Source organism: Thalassospira indica, assembly GCF_003403095.1.
Classification (GTDB): domain Bacteria; phylum Pseudomonadota; class Alphaproteobacteria; order Rhodospirillales; family Thalassospiraceae; genus Thalassospira; species Thalassospira indica.
In genome coordinates, this window is record NZ_CP031555.1 from 542,017 (window position 1) to 564,494 (window position 22,478).

The 22,478-nt window shown below is 54.6% G+C and carries 17 protein-coding genes and 2 tRNA genes; 8 read left to right on the forward strand and 11 right to left on the reverse strand.

Going from position 1 to position 22,478, the window contains the following annotated elements; translation table 11 throughout:
• Nucleotides 1–229: 229 nt before the first annotated feature.
• The 5 genes from DY252_RS02565 to glnK form a co-directional block, all read right to left on the reverse strand.
• Nucleotides 230–2,680, reverse strand: coding sequence for a DNA translocase FtsK (locus tag DY252_RS02565; RefSeq protein WP_064787774.1), 2,451 nt, complete (start codon nucleotides 2,678–2,680; stop codon nucleotides 230–232).
• Between the two features lie 56 nt (nucleotides 2,681–2,736).
• Entirely contained in the window at nucleotides 2,737–3,927 is a 1,191-nt protein-coding gene (locus DY252_RS02570) for an aminotransferase class I/II-fold pyridoxal phosphate-dependent enzyme (RefSeq protein WP_064787773.1), read from the reverse strand.
• Between the two features lie 200 nt (nucleotides 3,928–4,127).
• Nucleotides 4,128–5,366, reverse strand: coding sequence for an ammonium transporter (locus DY252_RS02575; RefSeq protein ID WP_064787772.1), 1,239 nt, complete (start codon nucleotides 5,364–5,366; stop codon nucleotides 4,128–4,130).
• Nucleotides 5,367–5,697: 331 nt separating this feature from the next.
• Nucleotides 5,698–7,026, reverse strand: coding sequence for an ammonium transporter (gene amt, locus DY252_RS02580; protein WP_008888553.1), 1,329 nt, complete (start codon nucleotides 7,024–7,026; stop codon nucleotides 5,698–5,700).
• Between the two features lie 23 nt (nucleotides 7,027–7,049).
• Complete coding sequence (glnK, locus tag DY252_RS02585) at nucleotides 7,050–7,388, reverse strand: P-II family nitrogen regulator (protein ID WP_008888552.1); 339 nt, start codon at nucleotides 7,386–7,388, stop codon at nucleotides 7,050–7,052.
• Nucleotides 7,389–7,962: 574 nt separating this feature from the next.
• Here glnK and ubiH point away from each other — a divergent pair.
• Both ubiH and DY252_RS02595 read left to right on the forward strand, forming a co-directional pair.
• Nucleotides 7,963–9,186, forward strand: coding sequence for a 2-octaprenyl-6-methoxyphenyl hydroxylase (gene ubiH / locus DY252_RS02590; protein ID WP_008888551.1), 1,224 nt, complete (start codon nucleotides 7,963–7,965; stop codon nucleotides 9,184–9,186).
• A gap of 198 nt (nucleotides 9,187–9,384) precedes the next feature.
• Nucleotides 9,385–10,041, forward strand: a complete 657-nt coding sequence (locus DY252_RS02595; protein WP_063086606.1) for an OmpW/AlkL family protein — start codon at nucleotides 9,385–9,387, stop codon at nucleotides 10,039–10,041.
• 105 nt (nucleotides 10,042–10,146) lie between these two features.
• On the opposite strand, the gene DY252_RS02600 is transcribed toward DY252_RS02595, so the two are convergent.
• The 5 genes from DY252_RS02600 to DY252_RS02620 all read right to left on the reverse strand — a co-directional run bounded on the left by DY252_RS02600 (nucleotide 10,147) and on the right by DY252_RS02620 (nucleotide 13,058).
• The gene (locus tag DY252_RS02600; RefSeq protein WP_064787771.1) at nucleotides 10,147–10,533 is read right to left on the reverse strand and encodes a gamma-butyrobetaine hydroxylase family protein; all 387 of its coding nucleotides are present in this window, start codon (nucleotides 10,531–10,533) and stop codon (nucleotides 10,147–10,149) included.
• Between the two features lie 20 nt (nucleotides 10,534–10,553).
• Nucleotides 10,554–10,742, reverse strand: a complete 189-nt coding sequence (locus tag DY252_RS02605) for a Trm112 family protein (RefSeq protein ID WP_008888548.1) — start codon at nucleotides 10,740–10,742, stop codon at nucleotides 10,554–10,556.
• 47 nt (nucleotides 10,743–10,789) lie between these two features.
• Nucleotides 10,790–11,482 (reverse strand): LON peptidase substrate-binding domain-containing protein, encoded by a 693-nt coding sequence (locus DY252_RS02610; protein WP_064787770.1) that lies wholly within the window; start codon nucleotides 11,480–11,482, stop codon nucleotides 10,790–10,792.
• Nucleotides 11,479–12,405: a thioredoxin gene (gene trxA / locus DY252_RS02615; protein ID WP_082923358.1), complete on the reverse strand. Its 927-nt coding sequence runs from the start codon at nucleotides 12,403–12,405 to the stop codon at nucleotides 11,479–11,481. The genes DY252_RS02610 and trxA overlap by 4 nt, the downstream gene beginning before the upstream one ends.
• Before the next feature lie 134 nt (nucleotides 12,406–12,539).
• On the reverse strand, nucleotides 12,540–13,058 hold the full coding sequence (locus DY252_RS02620) for a prolyl-tRNA synthetase associated domain-containing protein (protein ID WP_064787769.1): 519 nt from the start codon (nucleotides 13,056–13,058) through the stop codon (nucleotides 12,540–12,542).
• A gap of 218 nt (nucleotides 13,059–13,276) precedes the next feature.
• Here DY252_RS02620 and DY252_RS02625 point away from each other — a divergent pair.
• From DY252_RS02625 to DY252_RS02635, 3 genes are all read left to right on the forward strand, one after another.
• A tRNA-Gly gene (locus DY252_RS02625) sits at nucleotides 13,277–13,351 on the forward strand.
• Between the two features lie 37 nt (nucleotides 13,352–13,388).
• A tRNA-Gly gene (locus tag DY252_RS02630) sits at nucleotides 13,389–13,463 on the forward strand.
• A 152-nt stretch (nucleotides 13,464–13,615) separates the two neighbouring features.
• A complete protein-coding gene (locus tag DY252_RS02635) occupies nucleotides 13,616–14,215 on the forward strand; it encodes a DUF488 domain-containing protein (protein WP_231959638.1) in 600 nt (199 codons plus the stop codon).
• Between the two features lie 21 nt (nucleotides 14,216–14,236).
• Here the strand turns inward: DY252_RS02635 and fabI are convergent, their stop codons facing one another.
• On the reverse strand, nucleotides 14,237–14,995 hold the full coding sequence (gene fabI, locus DY252_RS02640; RefSeq protein WP_064787767.1) for an enoyl-ACP reductase FabI: 759 nt from the start codon (nucleotides 14,993–14,995) through the stop codon (nucleotides 14,237–14,239).
• Nucleotides 14,996–15,364: 369 nt separating this feature from the next.
• On the opposite strand from fabI, the gene DY252_RS02645 reads away from it, so the two are divergent.
• The 3 genes from DY252_RS02645 (at nucleotide 15,365) to DY252_RS02655 (ending at nucleotide 22,446) form a co-directional block, all read left to right on the forward strand.
• Nucleotides 15,365–20,200, forward strand: coding sequence for an NAD-glutamate dehydrogenase (locus DY252_RS02645; RefSeq protein WP_064787766.1), 4,836 nt, complete (start codon nucleotides 15,365–15,367; stop codon nucleotides 20,198–20,200).
• 296 nt (nucleotides 20,201–20,496) lie between these two features.
• Nucleotides 20,497–21,135: a TetR/AcrR family transcriptional regulator gene (locus DY252_RS02650; protein WP_064787765.1), complete on the forward strand. Its 639-nt coding sequence runs from the start codon at nucleotides 20,497–20,499 to the stop codon at nucleotides 21,133–21,135.
• A 135-nt stretch (nucleotides 21,136–21,270) separates the two neighbouring features.
• Nucleotides 21,271–22,446, forward strand: coding sequence for an efflux RND transporter periplasmic adaptor subunit (locus DY252_RS02655; protein ID WP_231959637.1), 1,176 nt, complete (start codon nucleotides 21,271–21,273; stop codon nucleotides 22,444–22,446).
• Nucleotides 22,447–22,478 lie beyond the last annotated feature (32 nt).

Genomic DNA, 22,478 nt, shown 5'->3' on the forward strand with positions numbered 1-22,478 from the left:
GAACGGTAACCAGGTGCTTAAATTGCGTTTCCCGCAATGGTAGTCGTTGATTTATGCCAAGTAGCCTCGGTCAATGTGTCATAAGCACTTGATAAAAAAGAAAAATTAATTTTAATAATGCTAATAATATGCACCCGTGGGTTGTTTTCAAAAACTAAAACCCCCACCGAAAGGGCGGGGGTTTTTATACTTTTTGGTCATTTGTGACCGGTTTTCGAGTCTGTTTAGATCAATACTCGTAAGGGCTGCCATCCATGTTTTCCATCAGGACTTCACGCTTGCCGACATGGTTGGCGGCTGAAACGACACCGTTTTCTTCCATCTGTTCGATGATGCGGGCCGCGCGGTTGTAACCAATCGAAAGTTTGCGCTGGATGAAGCTGGTCGATGCCTTCTTCTCGCGAAGGACAATCCCGACCGCCTGATTATAAAGATCATCGTCCGATCCTGCTCCGCCAGATGCCCCAGCATTGCCGCCGGCCATATAGGCTGCAACCGGGTCTTCTTCGGGTTCTTCGGTCACGGTTTCAAGATAGGCCGGGTCACCCTGATCGCGCAGGTGTTTGACGATGCTTTCGACTTCCTCGTCCGACACAAACGGGCCATGGACACGCTGCAAACGGCCACCCTGACCCATGTAAAGCATATCGCCCTGACCCAGAAGTTGCTCCGCGCCCATTTCACCCAGAATGGTGCGCGAGTCGATTTTGGACGTCACGGAATAGGAAATACGCGTTGGGAAGTTGGCCTTGATCGTCCCGGTAATGACGTCAACCGACGGGCGCTGGGTCGCCATGATCAGGTGCAGGCCAGCTGCACGGGCCATCTGGGCCAGACGCTGGATGGATGCCTCCACATCCTTGCCTGCCACAAGCATCAGGTCGGCCATCTCGTCCACGATGATAACGATGAAGGGCAGCGGCTCCATCGGCAATTCCTGATCTTCAAAGATCGGTTTACCGGTTTCCGGATCAAAGCCGGTTTGAACGCGCCGGGTCAGTTGCTCGCCCTTGGCGGCGGCTTCCTTGATGCGTTTGTTATAACCCGCAATGTTACGCACACCGACCTGGCTCATGGCGCGATAACGGTCTTCCATTTCGCGCACGGCCCATTTAAGGGCCACAACTGCCTTATGCGGATCGGTCACAACCGGCGTCAACAGATGCGGGATGCCATCATAGATGGAAAGTTCCAGCATCTTGGGGTCAATCATGATGAAACGGCATTCTTCGGGGCGTAGACGATAGAGCAATGACAGGATCATCGCGTTCACACCAACCGATTTACCTGAACCTGTCGTACCGGCAATCAGCAAGTGCGGCATTTTGGAAAGGTCGGCGATCACGGGCGTGCCGCCGATATCCTTGCCAAGGCTCATATTAAGCTTACCGGTATTCTTTTCAAAATCGCTGGACGCCAGAATTTCATGCAGATGCACGGTTTCGCGCCGCGAATTTGGAAGCTCGATCCCGATCACGTTGCGCCCCGGCACGACCGCGACACGGGCGGCAATCGCACTCATCGACCGCGCAATATCATCGGCCAGACCAATCACACGCGATGATTTGACACCGGCCGCCGGTTCCAACTCATAAAGCGTAACAACCGGGCCCGGGCGGACCTGTACGATCTCGCCCTTTACGCCAAAGTCCTGCAGGACGGTTTCAAGCAAACGGGCATTTTGGGCCAGGGCTTCCTGATCGATCTGGTTGGCATCAGCCGGATCGGGTTCGCCAAGCAGATCAAGGGGTGGAAAACGATATTCATCCGAGCCCAGATCAAACGATGCCTGACGTTGGGCTGTCGCCTTCTGGCTTGGTTGCAGCTTGGCAGCCGGGGCGGCGACGATATGGACCGGCGGTTCGTGATCGCCGTCTTCATCGTCAAATTCGTCATCCTCGTCCGGGGATGCTTGGGGTTCGGCTTTACGGGTGGAGATCGCAGCACCAAGTTTGGATTTGCCTTTTTCAAGCGACGGCTCCTGGCGCGAACCCGGTGCGCGCTTGGCAATCGGTTCGTCATTGCTGCCGGTCGGGATGATGGCGCGAATGCCCGCAACTACCTTGCCACCGACAAAGGACAGGGCGGTGCCCAACCGTCCCCATTCCGACAGCGAATAGGCCATGCAAAAGATCGTCAGCGCCAGACCAAGAACCATGGATGCCAACGCGATCAATGCCCGTGCGCGGGGAATACCAATCATCGCAAAGCCGGTCTGAAGTTTGCCGAGCAACAAGTCACCGGCAAAGCCACCCAACCCAACGGTCAGCGGCCAATGCATGCCCGGCTGAATGGCTGCTGCCGAAACTGCCACCAAAAGAAGTGCCAGCGGCAAAACAAGGAAACGTGCCCACATCCAACGGAACGGTTTGACCGCAATCAGGCGAAGGCCCCAAGCGACAAGCAAAACGGTAATCAGTGCGGATGCCAAGCCAAGCGTGCGGAGCATCATATCCGCGCCATAAGCCCCGACAATACCCAGCGGATTGAAAATCGTCGTGCGGTCAGTGGCGTGGTTAAAGGATGGGTCACCCGGATGAAAACCAATCAGCATGATGAACAACGCAATGGCCAGCAACACCAGCCCAAGGCCACAGAACCGCAAGCCGCTGCGCTTAAGGAGCGTCACAAGACTGCCGGGCATAAATGCGGTTCCAAGTGTGTTTGACTGGCTGCTCATCTGGGTATCCGTTCTGGTTAAGTCCTGTTTCTCAAGCTGGGTGCGAAGTTTGAAGCCTAGCTTTCCAATGCCTTCGCAATGCGGGTCAGTCCTTCCCGCGCGGTTTCAAGATCGTGGACAAGGGCAATGCGGATAAACTGTTTGCCCGGATTGTTACCCTTGGCATCGGTCAAGGAAAGGTAACTGCCCGGGATGACCTTAACCCCGGTTTCTTTCCAGATTTTCCGGGTGGCGGCTTCATCGTCGCCGACATCAAGCCACAGGAAAAAACCACCCGGTGGGCGATAGAATCCAAACCGGTTGCCAAAGACTTCCTCGGCAATGTCGATTTTGGCGCGATAGATATCCCGGTTGGCCTCCGCATGGGCATCATCATTCCAAAGTGCGGTGGATGCGGCCATGACAGGCATCGGAATGGTGGCCGAGCAATAGCTGCGCAGTGCCGTAAAGCGTTTGACGATTTTTGCATCACCGGCAACGAACCCTGAACGCAGGCCTGGGGCACTGGATCGTTTCGAAAGACTGTGGAAGACAAGGATATTGTCCATGTTTCCACCCTGTGCGGCACAGATTTCAAGCGCGCCGGTCGGTGCGGTGCTGTCATAGATATCGGCATAGCACTCATCCATCGCCAGAACGAAGTCATGCTTGCGCGCCAATGCAATGATCTGTTCGAGGTACGCGCGCGATGCAATCGCCCCTTGCGGATTGGCGGGCGAGCACAGGAAGAACAGCGCGCAGGCATCAAGATCCTTGGCATCAATCTGATCAAGATCGGGCAGGAACCCGTTTTCCGGCCCCGCTGCCAGCGGCACCATTTCCGCGTCATTCAGCACCGCCGCGCCGCAATAGACCTGATAGAACGGGTTGGGCAGCAAGACCTTTGGTTTGGGACCCGGTTGATCCTGCGGAATGACGGTGGTGGCAATCAGATAAAGTGCTTCGCGCGTGCCTGCGACCGGCAGGACGTGATCATCACGGTCGATCATGTCTTTGGGCAGGTTATAGCGGCGATCAAGCCAGTTTTTGATGGCGTCGCGCAATTCCGGCGTACCGGCACCGGGCGGGTATTTGTGCCAAAGGCTGGCATGTTTGACCATTGCCTCGGTGATCATGGCGGGCGGTTCATGCTGTGGCTCGCCGATCGACATAACAAGCGGCGGCTGACCGGGCTCGATCCCGTCAAGCAGGGTTGCCAATCGCGGAAACGGATAGGCAGGCAATTGATCCAGGCGCGCGTTAAACATGGTCGTCGTCAATCCAGCATGATCTGTGGTCCGCCGTTCGCGGTCCCGTTATTCGGAAGATGGGTAAAATCCCCTGACTTTACCCCTATGCCAAAAGTGCAAAGAAACATTTAAGAGCACGGGTAAGCCAACGCAAAAAGCCCGGAAAGATGCGCTTTCCGGGCTTTAAAGAGTATTAACTCTGTTGCGGGTCGCGCAGCTTAGCTCGCGCGGAGATCATCCTCGGGATATGCGCCGATGTTGTGGATCGAGATATCCGCACCATCAAACTCGGCTTCTTCGGACAGACGGATGCCAATGGTGGCTTTTAGGGCGCCATAGACAACAAAGCCGACCACGGTCGCAAAAACGACACCAATCAGCGATCCTGCCAGCTGTGCGCTGAACGAAACACCGCCCATGCCGCCAAGGGCCTCAAGGCCAAAGATGCCACAGGCAATTCCGCCCAGAAGGCCGCACATCCCGTGCAACGGCCAAACGCCGAGAACATCGTCAATTTTCCATTTTGCCTGACACTGATTGAAACCCCAGACAAACAGGGCACCGGCAAGACCACCAGTCACAAGTGCCCCCAACGGATGCATGACATCTGACCCGGCGCAAACGGCAACAAGTCCGGCAAGTGCGCCGTTATGGACAAAACCGGGATCATTTCGACCGGCAATCAATGCCGTCAGAATGCCGCCGACCATCGCCATCAGCGAGTTAACCGCAACCAGTCCGGTAATACCGCTTATCGATTGTGCGGACATGACGTTAAAGCCAAACCAGCCAACACAAAGAACCCAGGACCCCAACGCCAGGAAGGGAATGTTTGACGGCGGAATACCGACGAGGCCGCCGGTTTTGGTATATCGCCCGCGACGAACGCCGAGATTGATCACAGCACCAAGTGCGATCCAGCCGCCAACCGCATGAACGACGATGGAACCGGCAAAATCATGGAACGGTGCACCAAAAGTGGCTTCGATCATGTCCTGGAAACCGAAATTGTTGTTCCAGACCATGCCCTCAAACAGGGGATAGCAAATACCCACCAGAATGGCGGTGGCAAATAGCTGCGGATAGAAACGTGCGCGTTCTGCAATGCCGCCAGAAATAATGGCCGGGATCGCTGCTGCAAACGTCAAAAGGAAGAAGAATTTGACCAGATCATAGCCGCTATCAGCAAAGGCTGGGCTGTTTTCGGGGGTGATCTGACCGCTCAGAACGCCAGCATTGGCAAAGAAATCAACGCCATATGCAACGCTGTAGCCGACAAAGAAATAGGCAATGGTCGAAACAGCGAAATCAACAATGATCTTAACCAGTGCGTTAACCTGGTTCTTTTTGCGAACCGTGCCGACTTCAAGAAAGGCAAAACCGGCATGCATTGCGAGCACCATAATAGCGCCCATCAGGACGAAAAATACGTCCGAGGCAGTCTGGAAGGCCCCCATAAGGCGTCCCCCTTTTCAAATAGCGTTTCCTCTCGGTCCGGTCTTGTCGGGGCAGCCGGACTCTGGTTCGGGGCAGCCAAGATCAATTTTCGTGCCAATGCCACAAAACCGGGCAGCAAAGCGTAAAATGCCAAGGCTGTTGCTTGGTATTTGAGTGCCGTAGAGTGTCGTCCGTTTATGGGGGTGAAAAACGTCTTTGCCTTCCAAGTGATCAAAACGCTGCCCAAAAAGGCAGCATGGAACAAAAAAGCCCGCCCGGGTTTCCCCGGACGGGCTTTTGATCTGATCGATCAGGTGCCGTGCGAACACGGCACCTGTCAGAAAGTTTTGCTTAGAAGCGCTGGGAACCCTTGCCGAATTCTGGATAGGCTTCCAGACCAAGCTCGGTCGCGTCCGAACCGTTGGCTTCTTCTTCCTCGGAGAGGCGAATACCAACAGTGAACTTCAGAGCCAGCCATACGATCGACGAAGCAACGATGGTGAAGGCACCCATTGCAACGATACCGGTGATCTGCGTGCCGAAGGAAGCACCGTCATTGGTGAACGGAACAGCAAGCGTGCCCCAGATACCAGCAACAAGGTGAACCGAAACAGCACCGACAACGTCGTCGATTTTCAGTTTGTCGAGCAGCGGAACCGCAACAACAACCAGGATACCACCGATTGCACCGATGATGATCGCCGAGCCAATGGTCGGGGTGTCCGGAGCAGCCGTGATCGAGACCAGACCAGCCAGTGCACCGTTAAGCGCCATGGTGAGGTCGACCTTTTTGTAAAGGATCTGGGTCAGGATGATTGCTGCAACCACACCGCCGGCAGCAGCCATGGTGGTGTTGCCATAGATGTTGGCAATGGCGATGACGTCAGCGCCGGTACCCATAGCAAGCTGGGAACCGCCGTTGAAGCCGAACCAGCCGAGCCACAGGACGAAGGTACCAAGCGTTGCAAGCGGAAGGTTCGAGCCCGGCATCGGGTGAACCGAACCGTCTTCGCCGTACTTGCCTTTACGTGCACCAAGGATGATCGCACCGGTCAGAGCAGCCCAGCCGCCGACCGAGTGAACAATGGTGGAACCGGCAAAGTCAGAGAAGCCCATTTCCGACAGCCAGCCGCCGCCCCAGGTCCATGCACCGGTGATCGGATACAGAACGCCAGTCAGAACAACGACGAAGATCAGGAACGGCCACAGTTTGATACGCTCGGCAACAGTACCCGATACGATCGAAGCTGCGGTGGCAACGAAGACCATCTGGAAGAACCAGTCGGACGTTGCGGAATAACCGCCAGAGAAGTCGCCACCAAGGGCAGCGGAGTCATCTGCGCTCCACAGGCTCAGCGAGCCAATCCAGCCAGATACATCCATGTACATCAGGTTGTAACCGATGAGGTAGTACATGATGCCTGCGATTGCGAAGAGCGAAATGTTCTTCAGCAGGATGGTGGTAACGTTTTTGGTACGAACCAGGCCGCTCTCAAGCATAGCAAAGCCGGCCGCCATGAACATGACGATTGCGCCACTGAACAGGAAGCTAAAGCTGTTGAGAATGAACTGGGTTTCAGCCGGAACGCCTGCGTCCTGAGCAAAAGCCGGAGAAGCGATTGCCAGAAGGGCGGTAGCTGCAGCCGCAGCAAGGCCGGTTTTCTTCATGGAAATAGTCATAATGTCTCCCCTTGTCTCTGGACTTACAGGGCGTCGTCGCCGGTTTCACCAGTACGGATACGAACCGCCTGATTCACATCAAGAACGAAAATCTTACCGTCCCCGATTTTCCCGGTTTGAGCAGTTTTGGTGATGGCTTCGACAACCTGATCAACCAGATTATCCGTGATGGCGACTTCCAGCTTCACCTTCGGCAGGAAGCTGACCATGTATTCAGCACCACGATAAATTTCGGTCTGACCTTTCTGGCGACCAAAACCTTTAACTTCGGTGACCGTCAAACCCTGGACGCCCAGTGCGCTAAGCGCTTCACGGACTTCGTCCAGTTTGAACGGCTTAATGACAGCAGTAACAAGTTTCATAATAATGCGACCTCCCGGCATATCCGTTGAGTACCAACGTGGTAATCACGATTTCGCAGTCGCAGTCTCCAAACCAAGAATCGTGCCAGACTCAGAATAAAAATCGTAAATTGCTGTTTTTGTTGCATAAAATGATGAATCGATCTGACGGAATTATGACTTCGTTCTGTCATGACCGGATTAAAATCTGCACAAAATCTGTGGCTGTTCAAAAAATATGCATATTTTTTAATCAACCAGTCGCGTAATTGAAAAGCGCTTACAGCTCAAGGCTCTGTGGCAATTCGCATTCTGGTTCCGCAGGCTTTGTCGCAACCAAGGGGTGATATGACTTGGTAGGTGGCGATGGCGCATTCACGACTGTCAAAGATGGTTTTGCCCCGATGTTGTGCCGGCAAAGGTGTGATAACTGTGCGTCGATGATCGGTGCGGGTTGTGGCTGCGTATCTGGCAGGGTAAAGATGTGCAAACAACGCTTTCACGACGCCCTATTGCGTCAGGTCAACGCAGGATGCCGAGCTGCACTGTAAACCGGCATCACTGGCCAAGGCCAAACGACACAGGAAATTGCGATATGCATGATCAGCAGCCACTTCAAACCGATGTCATTATTCTTGGGGGCGGCTTGAACGGTGCCTCTATGGCCTTGGCGCTGGCCCATGGCGGCATCAAGTCGGTGGTGATTGATTATGCAGACCCCAAAACCATCCTGACGGCCAATTACGATGGCCGTACGTGCGCGATTGCCGCCGCCTCCAAATCGGTTTTGGAAGTGATCGGTGCCTGGGAAAACATGGCCGATGGCGCGGAGCCGATCCTCGATATCCGCATTGCCGACGGTCAAAGCCCGCTTTTCCTGCATTACGACCATCATGATGTCGGTAACGAGCCGCTTGGCTATATCGTCGAAAACCTTGTCACGCGCAGCGCGCTTTATCGTGCGATTGAAAAAAACGATCTGGTCAAAATGATTGCACCGGCCAAGGTCGAAACGATTGCACGTGATCAGGGTGCCATGACCATTACGCTTGCCGGCGGGCAAGTCGTGCGTGCGCCACTTGCCATCGGGGCGGAAGGGCGCAAATCCATGTTGCGCGAATGGGCGGGCATCAAGACCTATAACTGGAGCTATAAGCAAAGTGCGGTGGTTTGTACCGTCAAGCACCAGCAGCCCCACAACGGGCTGGCGGTCGAGCATTTCCTGCCAGCAGGCCCGTTTGCAATCCTGCCGATGACAGATAACCGTTGCTCGATTGTCTGGACCGAGGGCACGGATCAGGCCAATTATCTGGTCAATCTTGATGATCAGACCTTCCTTGATGAATTGCATCGCCGGTTTGACGGCTATCTCGGTGATCTTGAAGTTATCGGGCCACGCTTCTGCTATCCGCTTGGGTTGCAGCACGCCTATCACTATACCCAGGATCGCTTGGCGCTGATTGGTGATGCGGCGCACGGCATGCATCCGATTGCCGGTCAGGGGCTGAATATGGGGATCCGCGATGTTGCGGTTCTGGCAGAAATTCTGGTCAATGCCCGTCGTCTCGGTCGTGATATCGGCAGTGCCGATGTGCTGGCAGAATATGAACAATGGCGTCGTTTCGACAACACGGTGATGCTGGCGGTAACCGATATCACCACGCGCCTGTTCTCGAACGATATCGCGCCGATCCGCTGGGCGCGTGATATCGGATTGGCGATTGTCGAGAAAATCCCGCCCCTTAAAAAGACCTTCATGTCGCATGCGATGGGCTATGCCGGTACCTTGCCAAAACTGATGCAGGGCAAGCCGTTGTAACCGGATCGCCTTTTGCCCTAACCGGGAACTGTTGCCAGGGATTCCGGTCGAAAAATGGCGATAGGTGATCAAAGGTCATTTAAAACCATTCAAAAACATGTCGTTTTTTGTGGGTGAGTGTTGATTTGTGTCAACAAGTCAGCAAACAGAAAGGCGCAATGTCCCCGTCGAGTTGATCAAACTAACAGGGGACAGATAATGTCATTCAAATCCAAACTCCTTGGTGCCGCATTGTTGGGTGGCATGATGGCCGCTTCGTTTGTTGCTGCCAATCCGGCTTCCGCACAGACCGCCGAATTCAAAACCAAACAGGCTGGCGACATCGTTGTTCGTGCCCGTGCCATTGCTATGGTGCCGGACGAAGATACCTATGATGACACGATTGGTTCTGGCGAAGGCCAACTTAGCAACGACGTTGTTCCGGAAGTCGATTTTTCCTACTTCCTGACTGACAACATCGCGCTCGAACTGATCGCAGCAACCACGCAGCATGATCTGGATTGGTCGAACCCGAGCCTTGATGCTGGTTCTGTGCGCCTTCTGCCGCCGACACTGACCCTGCAGTATCACTTTATGCCGGAAAGCCGCTGGAGCCCGTATGTTGGTGCAGGTATCAACTACACCTTCTTCTATGACTCCAAGCCGGGCCAGTTCAATTCTGTCAAATATGACGACGGCTTTGGCTATGCTTTCCAGGCTGGTTTTGACTATGCGATTTCTGGTCCGTGGTCTGTCAACCTCGACGTCAAGAAGATTTTCCTTGATACCGATGTCAGCATCAATAACGGTGCGAACACCTCCAAAGCCCATCTTGACCCGTGGGTCTTCGGTCTCGGTATTGGCTATCGCTTCTAAGAAAGCGTGCGTCCGAGGATGACCTCCCCGGACAGCAAGACACTAAAGCGGTCCTGTCTTTGGCAGGGCCGTTTTTGTTTTGGGACTTTTAGAAAGAAGGGGGGGTTAGCGCTTGGCGGGGTCGCGTGACAGGCCGCGTGCTTTGAGTGCGGCGAGATAGTCGTTCCAGAGCTTCTCCTGATTGTCGTGCAATTCGCGCAGATATTGCCAGCTAAACAGGCCGCTATCATGCAAGTCGTCGAAGGTAATGCGTACGGCATAGTTCCCGACTGGCACAATATCGATGATGCCGACATGCCGGCGGCCGGCGATGATCTTCTTTTCTGACGGATGATGGCCTTGAACTTCAGCGGACGGGCTTTCCACCCGAAGCAGCTCGGCGCCAAGGCGTGTTTGAACACCGTCATCCCAGATGATTTCCAGAATGCGTTCATCACGCAGATAGTTGATTTCAACCGGGGTGAAAGCGGGCGTAAAACCGTCGCTGGGCATGGTGGAAGGCAACCTTTGCCTTAGTCTTCGATGGCACGAGCTTCGTCGGGCAGCATGATCGGAATGCCGTCGCGGATCGGATAGGCAAGACCGGCCTTCGGACTGATCAGTTCGTTATTTTCACGATCATATTCCAACGCCTGTTTGGTCACCGGACAGACAAGGATTTCAAGAAGTTTCGGGTCTACCGGGCTATGGGTCGCAGTCATCAATTCAGCCTTCGGGTTGGATTTGCCGTGTGCGGCGGCAATTATGTTCAGTTGGCATTGCTGTGTGCGTGCTTGGGATCGGCATGGACTGCCATTTCAAGCAACGACGTTAGCATATCGCCGCGATCATACAGCGTTGTGCATTCGAGCAAAGCCTGTTTTTCAAGCGGACTGAGGCGACAGCCCATGGAAATGGTGGTGATCAGCATTTCATCATCGCTATCAGCCAGTGTGTCCCAGCATGATTGTAGCGAATGTTGCGCGAAATAGGCGTCAAGCGCCATACGCAGGCGATCACGATTGATCGGCGTATCGTCTTCCTTGGGTGTGGTCAGATCCTTCTTCCACGGCGCGAAATCACCACGCACCCGGCGATATCCACCGGAATTTTCGGGCAATTCCTCGATCACGGTAAATCGGCAGACACCCGTGAGCGTGATCAGAAAACGTCCATCATCGGTTTCGCTAAAGGCGGTAATGCGGCCCGCACATCCTGTCGAAAAGATCTCCGGGCGATCCGGGTCCATGAAATAGGCGTTACGCTGATCCGGTCGGGGTTGAATCATCCCGATCATCCGGTCCTGTCCAAGCGCATCCGTGATCATATTCATGTAGCGCGGCTCAAAGATATTGAGCGGCAAATGCCCACGCGGCAGCAGAAGGGCACCGCTTAGCGGGAATACCGGCATGGTTTCCGGAAGGTCCGAAAGTTCAGGATCAAAGGGGCCGCATATGCTCATGAGAACAATACCGTCGATAATGCACGGCGTCCGGCGACGCTGGCAGGGTCCATCGGACCCCAGGCTTCAAAAAACTTCAGGAGCTGGGTGCGTCCTGCGTCCTCGTTCCATTCGCGGTTGGTGCGAATGATGGTAATCATGGCGTTGACCGCTTCTTCGCGCTTGTTCTTCGCAAAACAGGCCATGCCGTAATCATACAACGCCTGCGGGTCGTTCGGGTTGGCTTCTGCCTTGGCGCGCGCAGCTTCAAGGTCTTCACCCGAAACCCCGGTCTCGGCCAATTCAAGCGCGCTGATCGCGGCTGCAATCGGTGCCTTCAGACGATCAACATCGGACATGTTGTCAACGAAGTGGCGGGCTTCTTCAACTTCATCCATGCCCACCATGCAACGGATCATGCCGCCAATTGCGGTTTCATTGTCCTGTTCGCGTTCAAGAACGCTGACATAAAGACCATGGGCTACTTCAAAGTTTTCCTCTGCAAGTGCGGCACTTGCCTGTTCAAGCAGTCCCTCGATCGGGCTTTCAATCGGACCACCGGCAAGTTTTTCATAAAACGCGCGCACTTCGCTTTCGGGCTGTGCGCCCTGAAAACCATCGACTGGGCGGCCGCCCTTGAAGGCGTACACGGTCGGTACCGACTGAATGCGAAGCTGCATCGCCAGTTCCTGGTTTTCGTCGATGTTGACCTTGACCAGTTTCACGCGTCCGCCAGCCTCACGGGTGACTTTTTCGATCACCGGTGTCAGGCTTTTGCACGGACCGCACCATGGCGCCCAGAAATCGACAACCACCGGCACTTCCATCGACGGTTCGATAACGTCCTGGACGAAGGTTTCGACACTGCTGTCCTTGATCAGGTCAGAATCCTGATTATGGGTGGTGGCGCCATCCGGCGCATTCGCATCAAGAATGATCGACATTATTGTTCACTCGCTAATTCTGAATTCTAGATGATACCGCCATGCCCGGACGACAAGAGGCAGCTATGTGATATTGCGTGTCACTTATACTTGAATATAAGAAGATTTAAGGGCTTACCTCAGATGTCCGTGGTTCATTTATCATCGGCCGTGGCGGGTTCGGCATCAAAATCAATGATCATCGCCTCATAACCAAGTGAGCAGATGAAGGTTAACAGGTCTGCCGAGGAAATTGTCGTGGTGCGGTCATTTCGCAAGGGGTGAAAGTTCAACAGATCCCCGTTGGCAAGCTTGGCATCAAGGGCCAGGTTGACCTTGCGGTCCCGATCATTGAGCAACGCAAAGGGGGTGACGGACCCCGGTTTTATGCCAAGCGTTTCGATCAGAAGCTCCGGCTTGCCAAACGACAGGCGCGCGCATCCCAGCCGCTTGTGCAGGTGGTTCATGCGGATTTCGGTCTCTTCCTCGGCAACCACCAGCCACAACGCGCCCTTCTTGTCTTTGACAAACAGGTTCTTGGAATGAAGCCCCGGCAGGTCGCCACGCAGTGCCTGCGAATCCTCAACCGTAAACAACGGTTCGTGTTCATGTGTTTTCGTTTCGATACCCAATTTGGCCAGATGATCGAAAAGCGGGGTTGATGGATCACTCATGCTCTTTCCCTTGTGGCTGTGCGCCAAAAGATAACCAAGTTCAAAACCGGACGCAAATTTGCATAAATCGGGTCGGATTTCGACAATTGGGACGCTTAAAGTCAAGGAAAACCGCCAAAATTCCTGATGTCGCGATTTCAAAGAAAAAAGGGTTGCAATCGCTCTTTGTTGGGCTATTATCCGCGCCGCTCCACAGGGGCAGAAACAATCTGATGAACGCGGGCGTAGCTCAGGGGTAGAGCATAACCTTGCCAAGGTTAGGGTCGAGAGTTCGAATCTCTTCGCCCGCTCCATCAGACCGGTTTCACATATCATCGCTTTCATGATGATGCGGGCGTAGCTCAGGGGTAGAGCATAACCTTGCCAAGGTTAGGGTCGAGAGTTCGAATCTCTTCGCCCGCTCCATGATGAAAGTTATAAAAGGCCGTCCTTCGGGGCGGTCTTTTTGCATTTGGGCCAAGGCCGTTGACTGTTTCACGCTTGCAAGCAAATGCGAATTGTCGTGTGCTTCTGTGATGTCTGATCCGAATAATGCAAAATCCACGTCATCAGGGCGCATGATCTACACAGTCGGCTATGCGGGCCATGACCGTGAAAGCCTGCTTGCGCTTTTCAAGGCCCATGGCATCACGGCGGTGGCGGATATTCGGACCTTCAAACGATCAAGTTATTGGACGGCATTCGACTCTGACAGCTTCGGGCCGTTCCTTCGCGAAAACGGTATTGCCTATGTGTTCATGGGCGATGTGATGGGCGGAAAGCCGCAAGTTCCGGAACTTTACCCTGATGGGCAGCTTGATTATGGCCTGATGGCAGATCAGCCTGATTTCAAATCGGGGATCGACCGGCTGGTTTCTGGGGCGGAAAAATATCGCATCTGTCTGATGTGTGCCGAAAAGGACCCGCTGGACTGTCATCGCACGCTTCTGATTGCGCCAGCCCTGAAAGATGCCGGGTTTGATCTTTGCCATCTGGTCGATGGTCGGGTCGAAAGTCAGGCGGAAACCGATGCCCGCATGATCGCAATCAACGGCGGGGATGTCCCCGATCTTTTTGCCGCCGCCGCACCCGACCCGGAAGCTGAAGCCAAACTGGCATTGGCGCGCCAGATCAAGCGCGTCGCCCCCAAGGCCGAGGATGCGATCAAGCGACGCTAGCCTGCGTTGCTAACCCGTGGCTCAGCCCATGATGTTGTAGCCACCATCAATATGCACCACATCACCGGTCAACGATTTTGCCCGGTCACTGGCTAAAAACGCAGCCAATTCGCCAATTTCATCAATTGTCACCAGGCGACGGGACGGCGCGCGGTCGGTGGCCTGGTCCATCAGATGTTGAAATTCGGCAATCCCGGATGCTGCGCGGGTTAAAAGCGGCCCGGGTGAAATTGCATGGCAGCGAATGCCTTTCGGGCCCAGTTCGGCCGCCATATAGCGAGTCGTGCTTTCAAGGGCTGCCTTGACCGGCCCCATGACCCCGTAATGATCAATCACGCGCTCCGATCCCATATAGGTCACGGTCAAAAGCGCGCCGCCATCGCTCATCAATGGCTCTGCCCGTTTGGCGAGCCTCGCAAACGAATGGCACGATATATCCATCGCCGCCAGAAAACCGTCGCGAGAACAATCGGTTACCCGACCGTGCAGGTCATCTGCCGGGGCAAAGGCGATCGAATGCAGCACGAAATCAAGCTTTCCCCACTTCTGTTCGATTTCGGCAAACAGCGCGTCTGCCTGTGCCACATTGCGGACATCAAGCGGGGCGAAGATCGGGGCATTGATTTGGTTGGCCAATGGTTCGACAAAGCGTTTGGCCTTGTCGTTCAAATAGGTCACCGCGATGTCGGCACCTTCGCGCTTGAAAACGCGCGCGCAGCCCCAGGCGATGGACATTTCATTGGCAATTCCGACGATTAGCCCTTTTTTGCCTTCAAGCATGCCGTGGTTCCTTTCGGATCATGTGCGAGTGCGAAGAAATTCTCAAATCGGGGCGTATTTCAAAGTGTAGCGGGTTTTGCGCCGCAAAAAAGTGCAAAATTCTGTGACAGTTCATGTCCGCCGACGATCTGGCGACCAAAGGCTAGCTTATTGGTTAAATGAATTTTTTTTGTGCAGAAGCATAGTTTTTAGGCAGATGATCCGTTATGTGTAAGCGTGAAGGGACACAGGGGATTTCCAGGTGGGTCTATGGTGGAAATTCCTGCTTTCCTTCCCAAATAACGAGACAAATCAGTGGTGTGTGACACCGGTCGCAAAGATCGGTGTTTCGGTTCTGGTAAACAGAGCCGGGAAAAAGGGAAATTGGTCATGAAAGCCCGAAACGGCGACCCAAAGCGGGAAGTCATCGACAAGGTTGTCGAAAAGATCCATCAACGAATGTCTGGTGAAACGGCGAAGGGTGCAGAAGCATTCGTTCGCCTTTTTTATAAGGATGTTCCGCCTGACGACATGGCGGGTCGCTCGGTCGACTCGCTTTATGGCGCGGCACTTACACTTTACAAATTCGCGCAAAAGCGCCCCTCGGCCGATACGGCCAAAATCAGGGTCTATAACCCCGATCTCGAAGAACATGGCTGGACGTCTGATCACACGGTGATCGAAATCAACAATACCGATATGCCGTTCCTGGTGGACTCGGTGACAGCCGCCCTGCATGAACTTGATCTGACCGTTCATCTTGTCATCCACCCGATCATGCGCATTGCCCGTGATGACAAGGGTGAATTGCAAAGTGTTGCCAGCGTTGAAGAAACCAACGATCCGCGTGAATCGGTCATGCATGTCGAAATCGACGAGCAGACCGACAAGGACGTTCTGGCCAAGGTCCATGACGCACTTGAAAACAGCCTGACCGACGTCGCACTTGCTGTGCGCGACTGGCAGCCGATGCTTAAAAAGGTCACCGAAGTTCTTGATGAGATTGGCGATGTCAAGGCAGGCGCGCCAGACGAGGACCGCCGCGAGGTGCAGGACTTCCTTGGATGGCTGCACAATGACCACTTCACCTTCCTGGGTTACCGGGAATACAGCTTTAAAAATGCCGGCAAAAAGGGGCCGGTGGATGTCGAGGTCAAAAATCAGCTCGGCATTCTGTCGCGCGAAGGAACCCACGTCTTTGATGAGTTGCGCCAGATTGGCAACCTTTCAGCCGAGGTACAGGATTTCGTCGCCAAGCCGAACCTGCTGATGGTGACCAAGGCCAACAAACAATCGACGGTTCACCGTCCAGTGCATCTTGATACGATTGTCGTCAAACAGTTCGATGCCAAGGGCAAGGTTGTTGGTCAGCACCTTTTCGTCGGCCTGTTTACCTCGGTCGCCTATAACCTGTCCCCGCGTCTGATCCCGCTTCTGCGCATGAAGCTTGCCGAAACCGTCAAGCGTGCTGGTTTCCCGCCAGCAAGTCACGATGGTAAGGCGCTGGTCAACATTCTGGAAACCTATCCACGTGATGAGCTGTTTCAGGTCGATCTGGACGATCTGTATCATACGTGCATGGGCATCCTGCATCTGCAGGAACGTCAACGCATTGCGCTATTCGTGCGCCGCGATGCGTTTGAACGGTTTGTCTCCTGTCAGCTGTTCTGTCCGCGCGATCGCTTTACCACCAAGCTGCGCCTGAAGTTCCAGACGGTGATTGAAAACGCCTTTGATGGCAAAGTCACGGCGCACTACACCCTGATCGGCGACAGCCCGCTTGCGCGTTTGCACCTGTTGGTCAAAACCAATCCCGGTGAATTGCCCGAATACAGTGTGGCCGATATCGAGCGCCAGTTGGTCGAGGTGGCGCGAGACTGGTCCGATACCCTGCGTCAGGTCCTTGTGCGTGAACTGGGTGAGGAACGCGGCCTGGCGCTGCATCGTCGCTATGGCGAAAGCTTCTCGACGGAATATCGTGAACGCTTCACGGTCGAAAGTGCCGAACTTGATATCGAACGTATCGAAGAGGTCATTAATGCCAATGACCTGCGGGTAAATCTTTATCGCCCGATCGAAGCTGCCGAGAATGAACTACGCTTCAAGATCTACAATCCCGGTGCGCCAGTACCGCTTTCGGATGTCCTGCCCATGCTGGAAAACATGGGGCTTAAGGTCATTACCGAAAATCCCTTCACGGTCAGTCCGCGTGATGTCGGGATTGATGTTCGCATTCATGATTTCGGGGTCGAGGTTGACGGCGAGTTCAGCCTCCATGATGTGCGCAACAAGTTCCAGGAACTGTTTGTCCGCATCTGGCATGGCGAGGTTGAAAACGATGCATTTAACCGCCTTGTGCTGCTGGGCAATCTGAATTGGCGCGAAGTGGTGATCCTGCGCGCCTATGCGCGTTATACCCGCCAGACCGGATCGGCTTTCTCGCAGGCTTATATGGCCAAGACGCTCGCCAACAATCCGGCGCTGGCATCCGCTCTGGTGTCACTGTTTATTGCGCGCTTTGACCCGGATCGCGACCAGGCCAAGGGTGACGAGGTTGCAGCGATTGAGGCTGACATCATCAGCCGCCTCGAAGACGTGATGAACCCGGATGAAGACCGCATCTTGCGCGCCTTCCTTAATCTGGTGCAGTCGACCCTTCGCACCAACTTCTTCCAGCATGATGCGGATGGAAATCCGAAATCCTATCTGTCGGTCAAATTCAACTCAGCCGTGATCGAAGATTTGCCACTGCCGCGTCCGTGGCGTGAAATCTTTGTTTATTCCCCGCGGGTTGAAGCTGTCCATCTGCGCGGTGGTCCGGTGGCCCGTGGTGGCATTCGCTGGTCAGACCGTCAGGAAGATTTTCGTACCGAAATCCTCGGTCTGGTCAAAGCCCAGATGGTCAAGAACGCGGTCATTGTCCCGGTCGGCTCCAAGGGTGGCTTTGTTGTCAAACGTCCGCCGGTCGATGGCACGCGTGAAGCGTTCCTTGAGGAAGGCATTGCCTGCTACAAAACGCTGATGAGCGGGATGCTCGACATCACCGACAATATCGTTGCCGGTGAAATCGTGCCGCCAAAACGCGTTGTGCGTCTTGATGACGATGATCCTTATCTGGTTGTTGCGGCTGACAAGGGCACGGCGACCTTCTCGGACATCGCCAACGGGGTTGCCCGTGATTACGGCTTCTGGCTTGACGATGCTTTTGCGTCTGGTGGTTCGCAGGGCTATGACCACAAGAAAATGGGCATCACGGCACGTGGTGCGTGGGAATCGGTCAAGCGCCATTTCCGCGAAATGGGCAAGAATATCCAGACCACGCCATTTACCGTGGCTGGTGTCGGCGATATGTCGGGTGACGTGTTTGGCAATGGCATGCTGCTGTCAGAGCAGATCAAGCTTGTTGCCGCCTTCAACCATATGCACATCTTTGTCGATCCTGACCCGGACCCAGCCAAAAGCTTTGCTGAGCGCAAACGCCTGTTTGACATGCCGCGTTCAAGCTGGACCGATTATGACAAAAAGGTCCTGTCCAAGGGTGGCGACATCTTTGATCGCAAGGCCAAGACCCTTGATCCGTCGCCAGAGGTCCGCAAGGTTCTGGGGCTGGATAGTGGCAAGGTCACCCCGGCGGACATGATGAAAGCCATCCTGAAATCCGATGTCGAACTTTTGTGGTTTGGCGGGATCGGGACCTATATCAAATCCAGTCTTGAAACCAACGCCGATGCCGGTGACCGTGCCAACGATGCCATCCGCATCAATGGTCGCGAAGTCCACGCAAAGGTCATTGGCGAGGGGGCAAACCTTGGTGCGACCCAGCGGGGCCGTATCGAATACGCCCATGCCGGTGGTCGCCTGAATACTGATGCAATCGATAACGCGGCGGGTGTTAACTGCTCTGACCACGAGGTCAATATCAAGATCCTCGTGGGCGAGGTGGTTGCGGCTGGCGACATGACCGAAAAGCAACGCAACAAGCTGCTTGTCGACATGACCGACGAGGTCGGCGAACTGGTGCTGCGCGATAACTATCTGCAAAGCCAGGCCATCTCGAATGCCGATGCGGAAAAGGCCGATATTCTTGATGCACAGGTCCGTTTGATCCGCATGCTCGAACGCGAAGGCCGTCTGAACCGCGAGATTGAATACCTTCCCGATGACGAGGAACTCACCCGTCGTGCCAACGCGCATGAAGGCCTGACCCGTCCGGAAGTCTCGGTTCTGATGCCTTATGCAAAGCTGTGGCTCTATGACGAAATCCTTGAATCCGATTTGCCGGATGATCCGGTTCTGGTCGAGGAACTGGTGCGCTACTTCCCGACACCGCTTCGCAAGAAATACGCAAACGCGATTTCTAACCATCGTCTGAGACGCGAAATCATCGCAACCGTAGCGACCAACAGCCTGGTCAACCGGGTTGGCGGCACGTTCGTCCATGACATGATGGAAGCCACCGGCATGTCGGCAGTTGATGTGTCGCGCGGTTATCTGATCACGCGGTCTGTCTTCGGGCTGCGTGAAATGTGGGAAGGCATCGAAGCGCTTGATAACGTCGTGCTGGCGAAACTTCAGACCAGCATGTTCCGCGAAATCAATCGCATGGTGAACGATGTTACCCAGTGGTTCCTGCGCAATTGCGAGGAGCTTAATGTCGGCGCAAAGATCGAGATTTTCCGCCCGGCGGTTTCCAAGGTGATTGAAAGCTTTGATGAAATCGTCCCCGAGGATGCTGCTGCACGCAAGGCGCTGGAACAAAAGGCCAAATCGCTGGTCGCCCAAGGTGTCCCCGACGACCTCGCCTGGCGTGTGGCGTCTGCGACCCAGTTGGTGGCGATTTGTGACGTGGTTCGTATCGCCGAGGCAACTGGTCGCGATGTGATCGAAGTGTCGGCCACCTATTTCGCAGTCGGCGCACGTTTCCAGTTGGGCCTGATGCGCTCCGCCGCGGAGTCGATCGAAGCCGATACCCATTGGCAGAAACTGGCACGTGCGGCAGTGATCGACGATCTGTTCGGGCATCAACGCGAACTGACCCGTTCGGTTCTGGCCGCGGGCAAAAAAGGCTCGTCCGGCGCCGACCTTGTCGATATCTGGGTGCAAGATCGTCAGCGTGGCTGTGCGCGCTGTGATGATCTGATCAACGAACTGCGTTCGGCCGGTCAAATCGATCTTGCCATGATCACGGTGGCCAACCGTCAGATCCGCGCCCTGATCGGGGCTTGACGTCTGGCAGGTCGGAAGACCTTGTTTTGAAAAACTGGAAGGGCGCCTGTAGCGGGCGCCCTTCTTTTATTTTCAATCAATGGCCTGTGCTCATAGCGCGTCGTTGAGAAAACATACCGCCGATTGGCAAAAAAGGCGATGCAGCGTGATTTGCGCTAGATCACGGAAATTAATGGGAAATCCTGTCATTCTGCTGCCATTATTATATGATGGGATCAAAATATGGCCGGTGTATTCCTTGAAAAATACCAACCGGTATGTATATCTGAGACATATAAACAAAACAGGTTAAGGTTATGAGGAACGCCACAGAAACCCGGATCAAGCTGCTTGAAACGGCGATGGAGCTATTGGCGACACGCAGTTACCACGACGTTGGAGTCAGTGATGTGTGCAAGCATGCCGGGGTGACAAAGGGTGCGTTCTATCATCACTTTGACAGCAAGGCAGAGCTGTTTGCCGCCGCCGCCCGCCATCACTGGGAAAAGGGCAAGGACGAACTTCGCGCCATCTTTTCCCCGGATGTCCCACCGTTGGAACAGCTTAACAGCTATATCGAGCTCATTTGCAACAAGCAGGAACGCTATGCCGTCCCTGGGGAAAATGAAGTTTGTGTCTGCCCGATCTTCACCGCCGGTGGTCAGGTCGGGCCGGAAGATGAGCCGATCCAGGCCTGCTCGCGCGAACTTGCCGAAGAACAGATCAAATATCTGGCGTCCATGGTGCGCGGCCTGAAAGGCGAGGGCATGCTGGGTGAAGATGGCGACGCCACAACTTTGGCGCGATTGATTTTCCAGTATGTTCACGGTTTGCTAACCTATGGCCAGGTTTTCAATGATCTTGATACCGTTCGGTCTGACATCCGTAACGGCATCTGCCGAATCCTTAATTTGCAATGCAAATACAGGGATGTAGACGCGGAAACAGCCACCTAAATCCCCTGTAAATTTCGCTGTCCAGAGAAAATAGTTCACTTTTTTCTCTAAATTCACTTGCCAACATACCGATCGGTATCCATTTTTCTTCCAAACGTGCTGCCTGTGCGCGGCGTAACCTATTTGGAAGATGGAATGATGCAGTCTCGATCAAAACGCAAAATTTTGCTGCCAGCTGCCGCCTTGGCGCTGGTTGCTGCCGCCGGTGGATATGGCCTGCATATCACCGGTTCCGCCGCTGATGAGGTCGCGGTTCAAACCGAACAAGCAGCCCCACCGGCAACCCCGGTCACCGTATCGGGTGTCAAAACTCAATCTGTCCGCCTCTGGAGCAACTTTTCCGGCCGTCTGAGTGCGGTCGAGGAAGTTCAGCTGCGCCCGCAGGTCAGTGGTGCGATTGTCGAAATCCTTTTTGAAGACGGTGAATTGGTCAACGAGGGCGATATCCTTGCTGTCATTGACCCGCGCAGTTATCAGGCCGCGGTCGACGAAGCCCGTGCCGAACTGGCCGCTGCCCAGCAGAATCTGTCGCTTGCGAAAAAGGAAAAGGAACGGGCCGAAAAACTCGTTTCAAACGGCACAGTTTCCAAGCGCGTCTATGACGAACGTCTCAGCACCCATCAGGTTGCCCAAAGTGACGTCAGCCGCGCCAAGGCCAAGCTTGAACTGGCTGAAATCCAGCTTGATCATGCCTATGTCAAAGCACCGATCAATGGTCGTGTCAGCCGGGTTGAGCTGACCGTCGGTAACCAGGTCAATGCCGGCCCCAATGCCCCGGTCCTGACCACGATTGTCTCTACTGGTAAAATCTATGCTGACTTCGACCTGGATGAGCAGACCTTCTTTGCAAGTCTTGGTGACAGCGGCAAAATCGACGCCGCCGCCCAAACCATTCCGGTCAATATGACGTTGTCGAATGGTCGTCATGTGTCCGGTCACGTGCACAGCTTTGACAACCGCATTGATCCGCGGACCGGCACCATACGGACCCGTGCGCTGTTTGATAACATTGATGGCAGTCTTCTGCCTGGCACCTTTGCCAGCCTCGAGGTCGGCACATTGGCCAAAAGCAATGTCATCATGGTCTCGCCAGAGGCTGTCAGCACCGATCAGGACCGCAAGTTTGTCTATGTCGTCGAACCCGACAATACGGTTGCCTACCGTCAGGTAACGCTGGGCTCGGAGATCAATGGCATGCGCATTGTGACGTCGGGTCTGAACGAAGGTGATCTGGTTATCGTCAACGGCATCATGAAGGTCCGGCCGGGTATGCCTGTCGCGCCGGAAATTCTGCAGGCCTCCGCATCGTAATCGATGTGTGACTGCGCTTTAAAGCAAGGCTG

Coding starts and splice junctions, on each gene's coding strand:
- DY252_RS02575 (WP_064787772.1), bottom strand. CDS start 5,366: ATGGGGGCCTTCCAGACTGCCTCGGACGTATTTTTCGTCCTGATGGGC.
- DY252_RS02600 (WP_064787771.1), bottom strand. CDS start 10,533: ATGCCCAGCGACGGTTTTACGCCCGCTTTCACCCCGGTTGAAATCAAC.
- fabI (WP_064787767.1), bottom strand. CDS start 14,995: ATGCTTGAAGGCAAAAAAGGGCTAATCGTCGGAATTGCCAATGAAATG.
- DY252_RS02595 (WP_063086606.1), top strand. CDS start 9,385: ATGTCATTCAAATCCAAACTCCTTGGTGCCGCATTGTTGGGTGGCATG.
- DY252_RS02605 (WP_008888548.1), bottom strand. CDS start 10,742: ATGACTGCGACCCATAGCCCGGTAGACCCGAAACTTCTTGAAATCCTT.
- DY252_RS02650 (WP_064787765.1), top strand. CDS start 20,497: ATGAGGAACGCCACAGAAACCCGGATCAAGCTGCTTGAAACGGCGATG.
- amt (WP_008888553.1), bottom strand. CDS start 7,026: ATGACTATTTCCATGAAGAAAACCGGCCTTGCTGCGGCTGCAGCTACC.
- glnK (WP_008888552.1), bottom strand. CDS start 7,388: ATGAAACTTGTTACTGCTGTCATTAAGCCGTTCAAACTGGACGAAGTC.
- DY252_RS02635 (WP_231959638.1), top strand. CDS start 13,616: ATGATCTACACAGTCGGCTATGCGGGCCATGACCGTGAAAGCCTGCTT.
- DY252_RS02620 (WP_064787769.1), bottom strand. CDS start 13,058: ATGAGTGATCCATCAACCCCGCTTTTCGATCATCTGGCCAAATTGGGT.
- DY252_RS02655 (WP_231959637.1), top strand. CDS start 21,271: ATGATGCAGTCTCGATCAAAACGCAAAATTTTGCTGCCAGCTGCCGCC.
- ubiH (WP_008888551.1), top strand. CDS start 7,963: ATGCATGATCAGCAGCCACTTCAAACCGATGTCATTATTCTTGGGGGC.
- trxA (WP_082923358.1), bottom strand. CDS start 12,405: ATGTCGATCATTCTTGATGCGAATGCGCCGGATGGCGCCACCACCCAT.
- DY252_RS02610 (WP_064787770.1), bottom strand. CDS start 11,482: ATGAGCATATGCGGCCCCTTTGATCCTGAACTTTCGGACCTTCCGGAA.
- DY252_RS02645 (WP_064787766.1), top strand. CDS start 15,365: ATGAAAGCCCGAAACGGCGACCCAAAGCGGGAAGTCATCGACAAGGTT.
- DY252_RS02565 (WP_064787774.1), bottom strand. CDS start 2,680: ATGAGCAGCCAGTCAAACACACTTGGAACCGCATTTATGCCCGGCAGT.
- DY252_RS02570 (WP_064787773.1), bottom strand. CDS start 3,927: ATGTTTAACGCGCGCCTGGATCAATTGCCTGCCTATCCGTTTCCGCGA.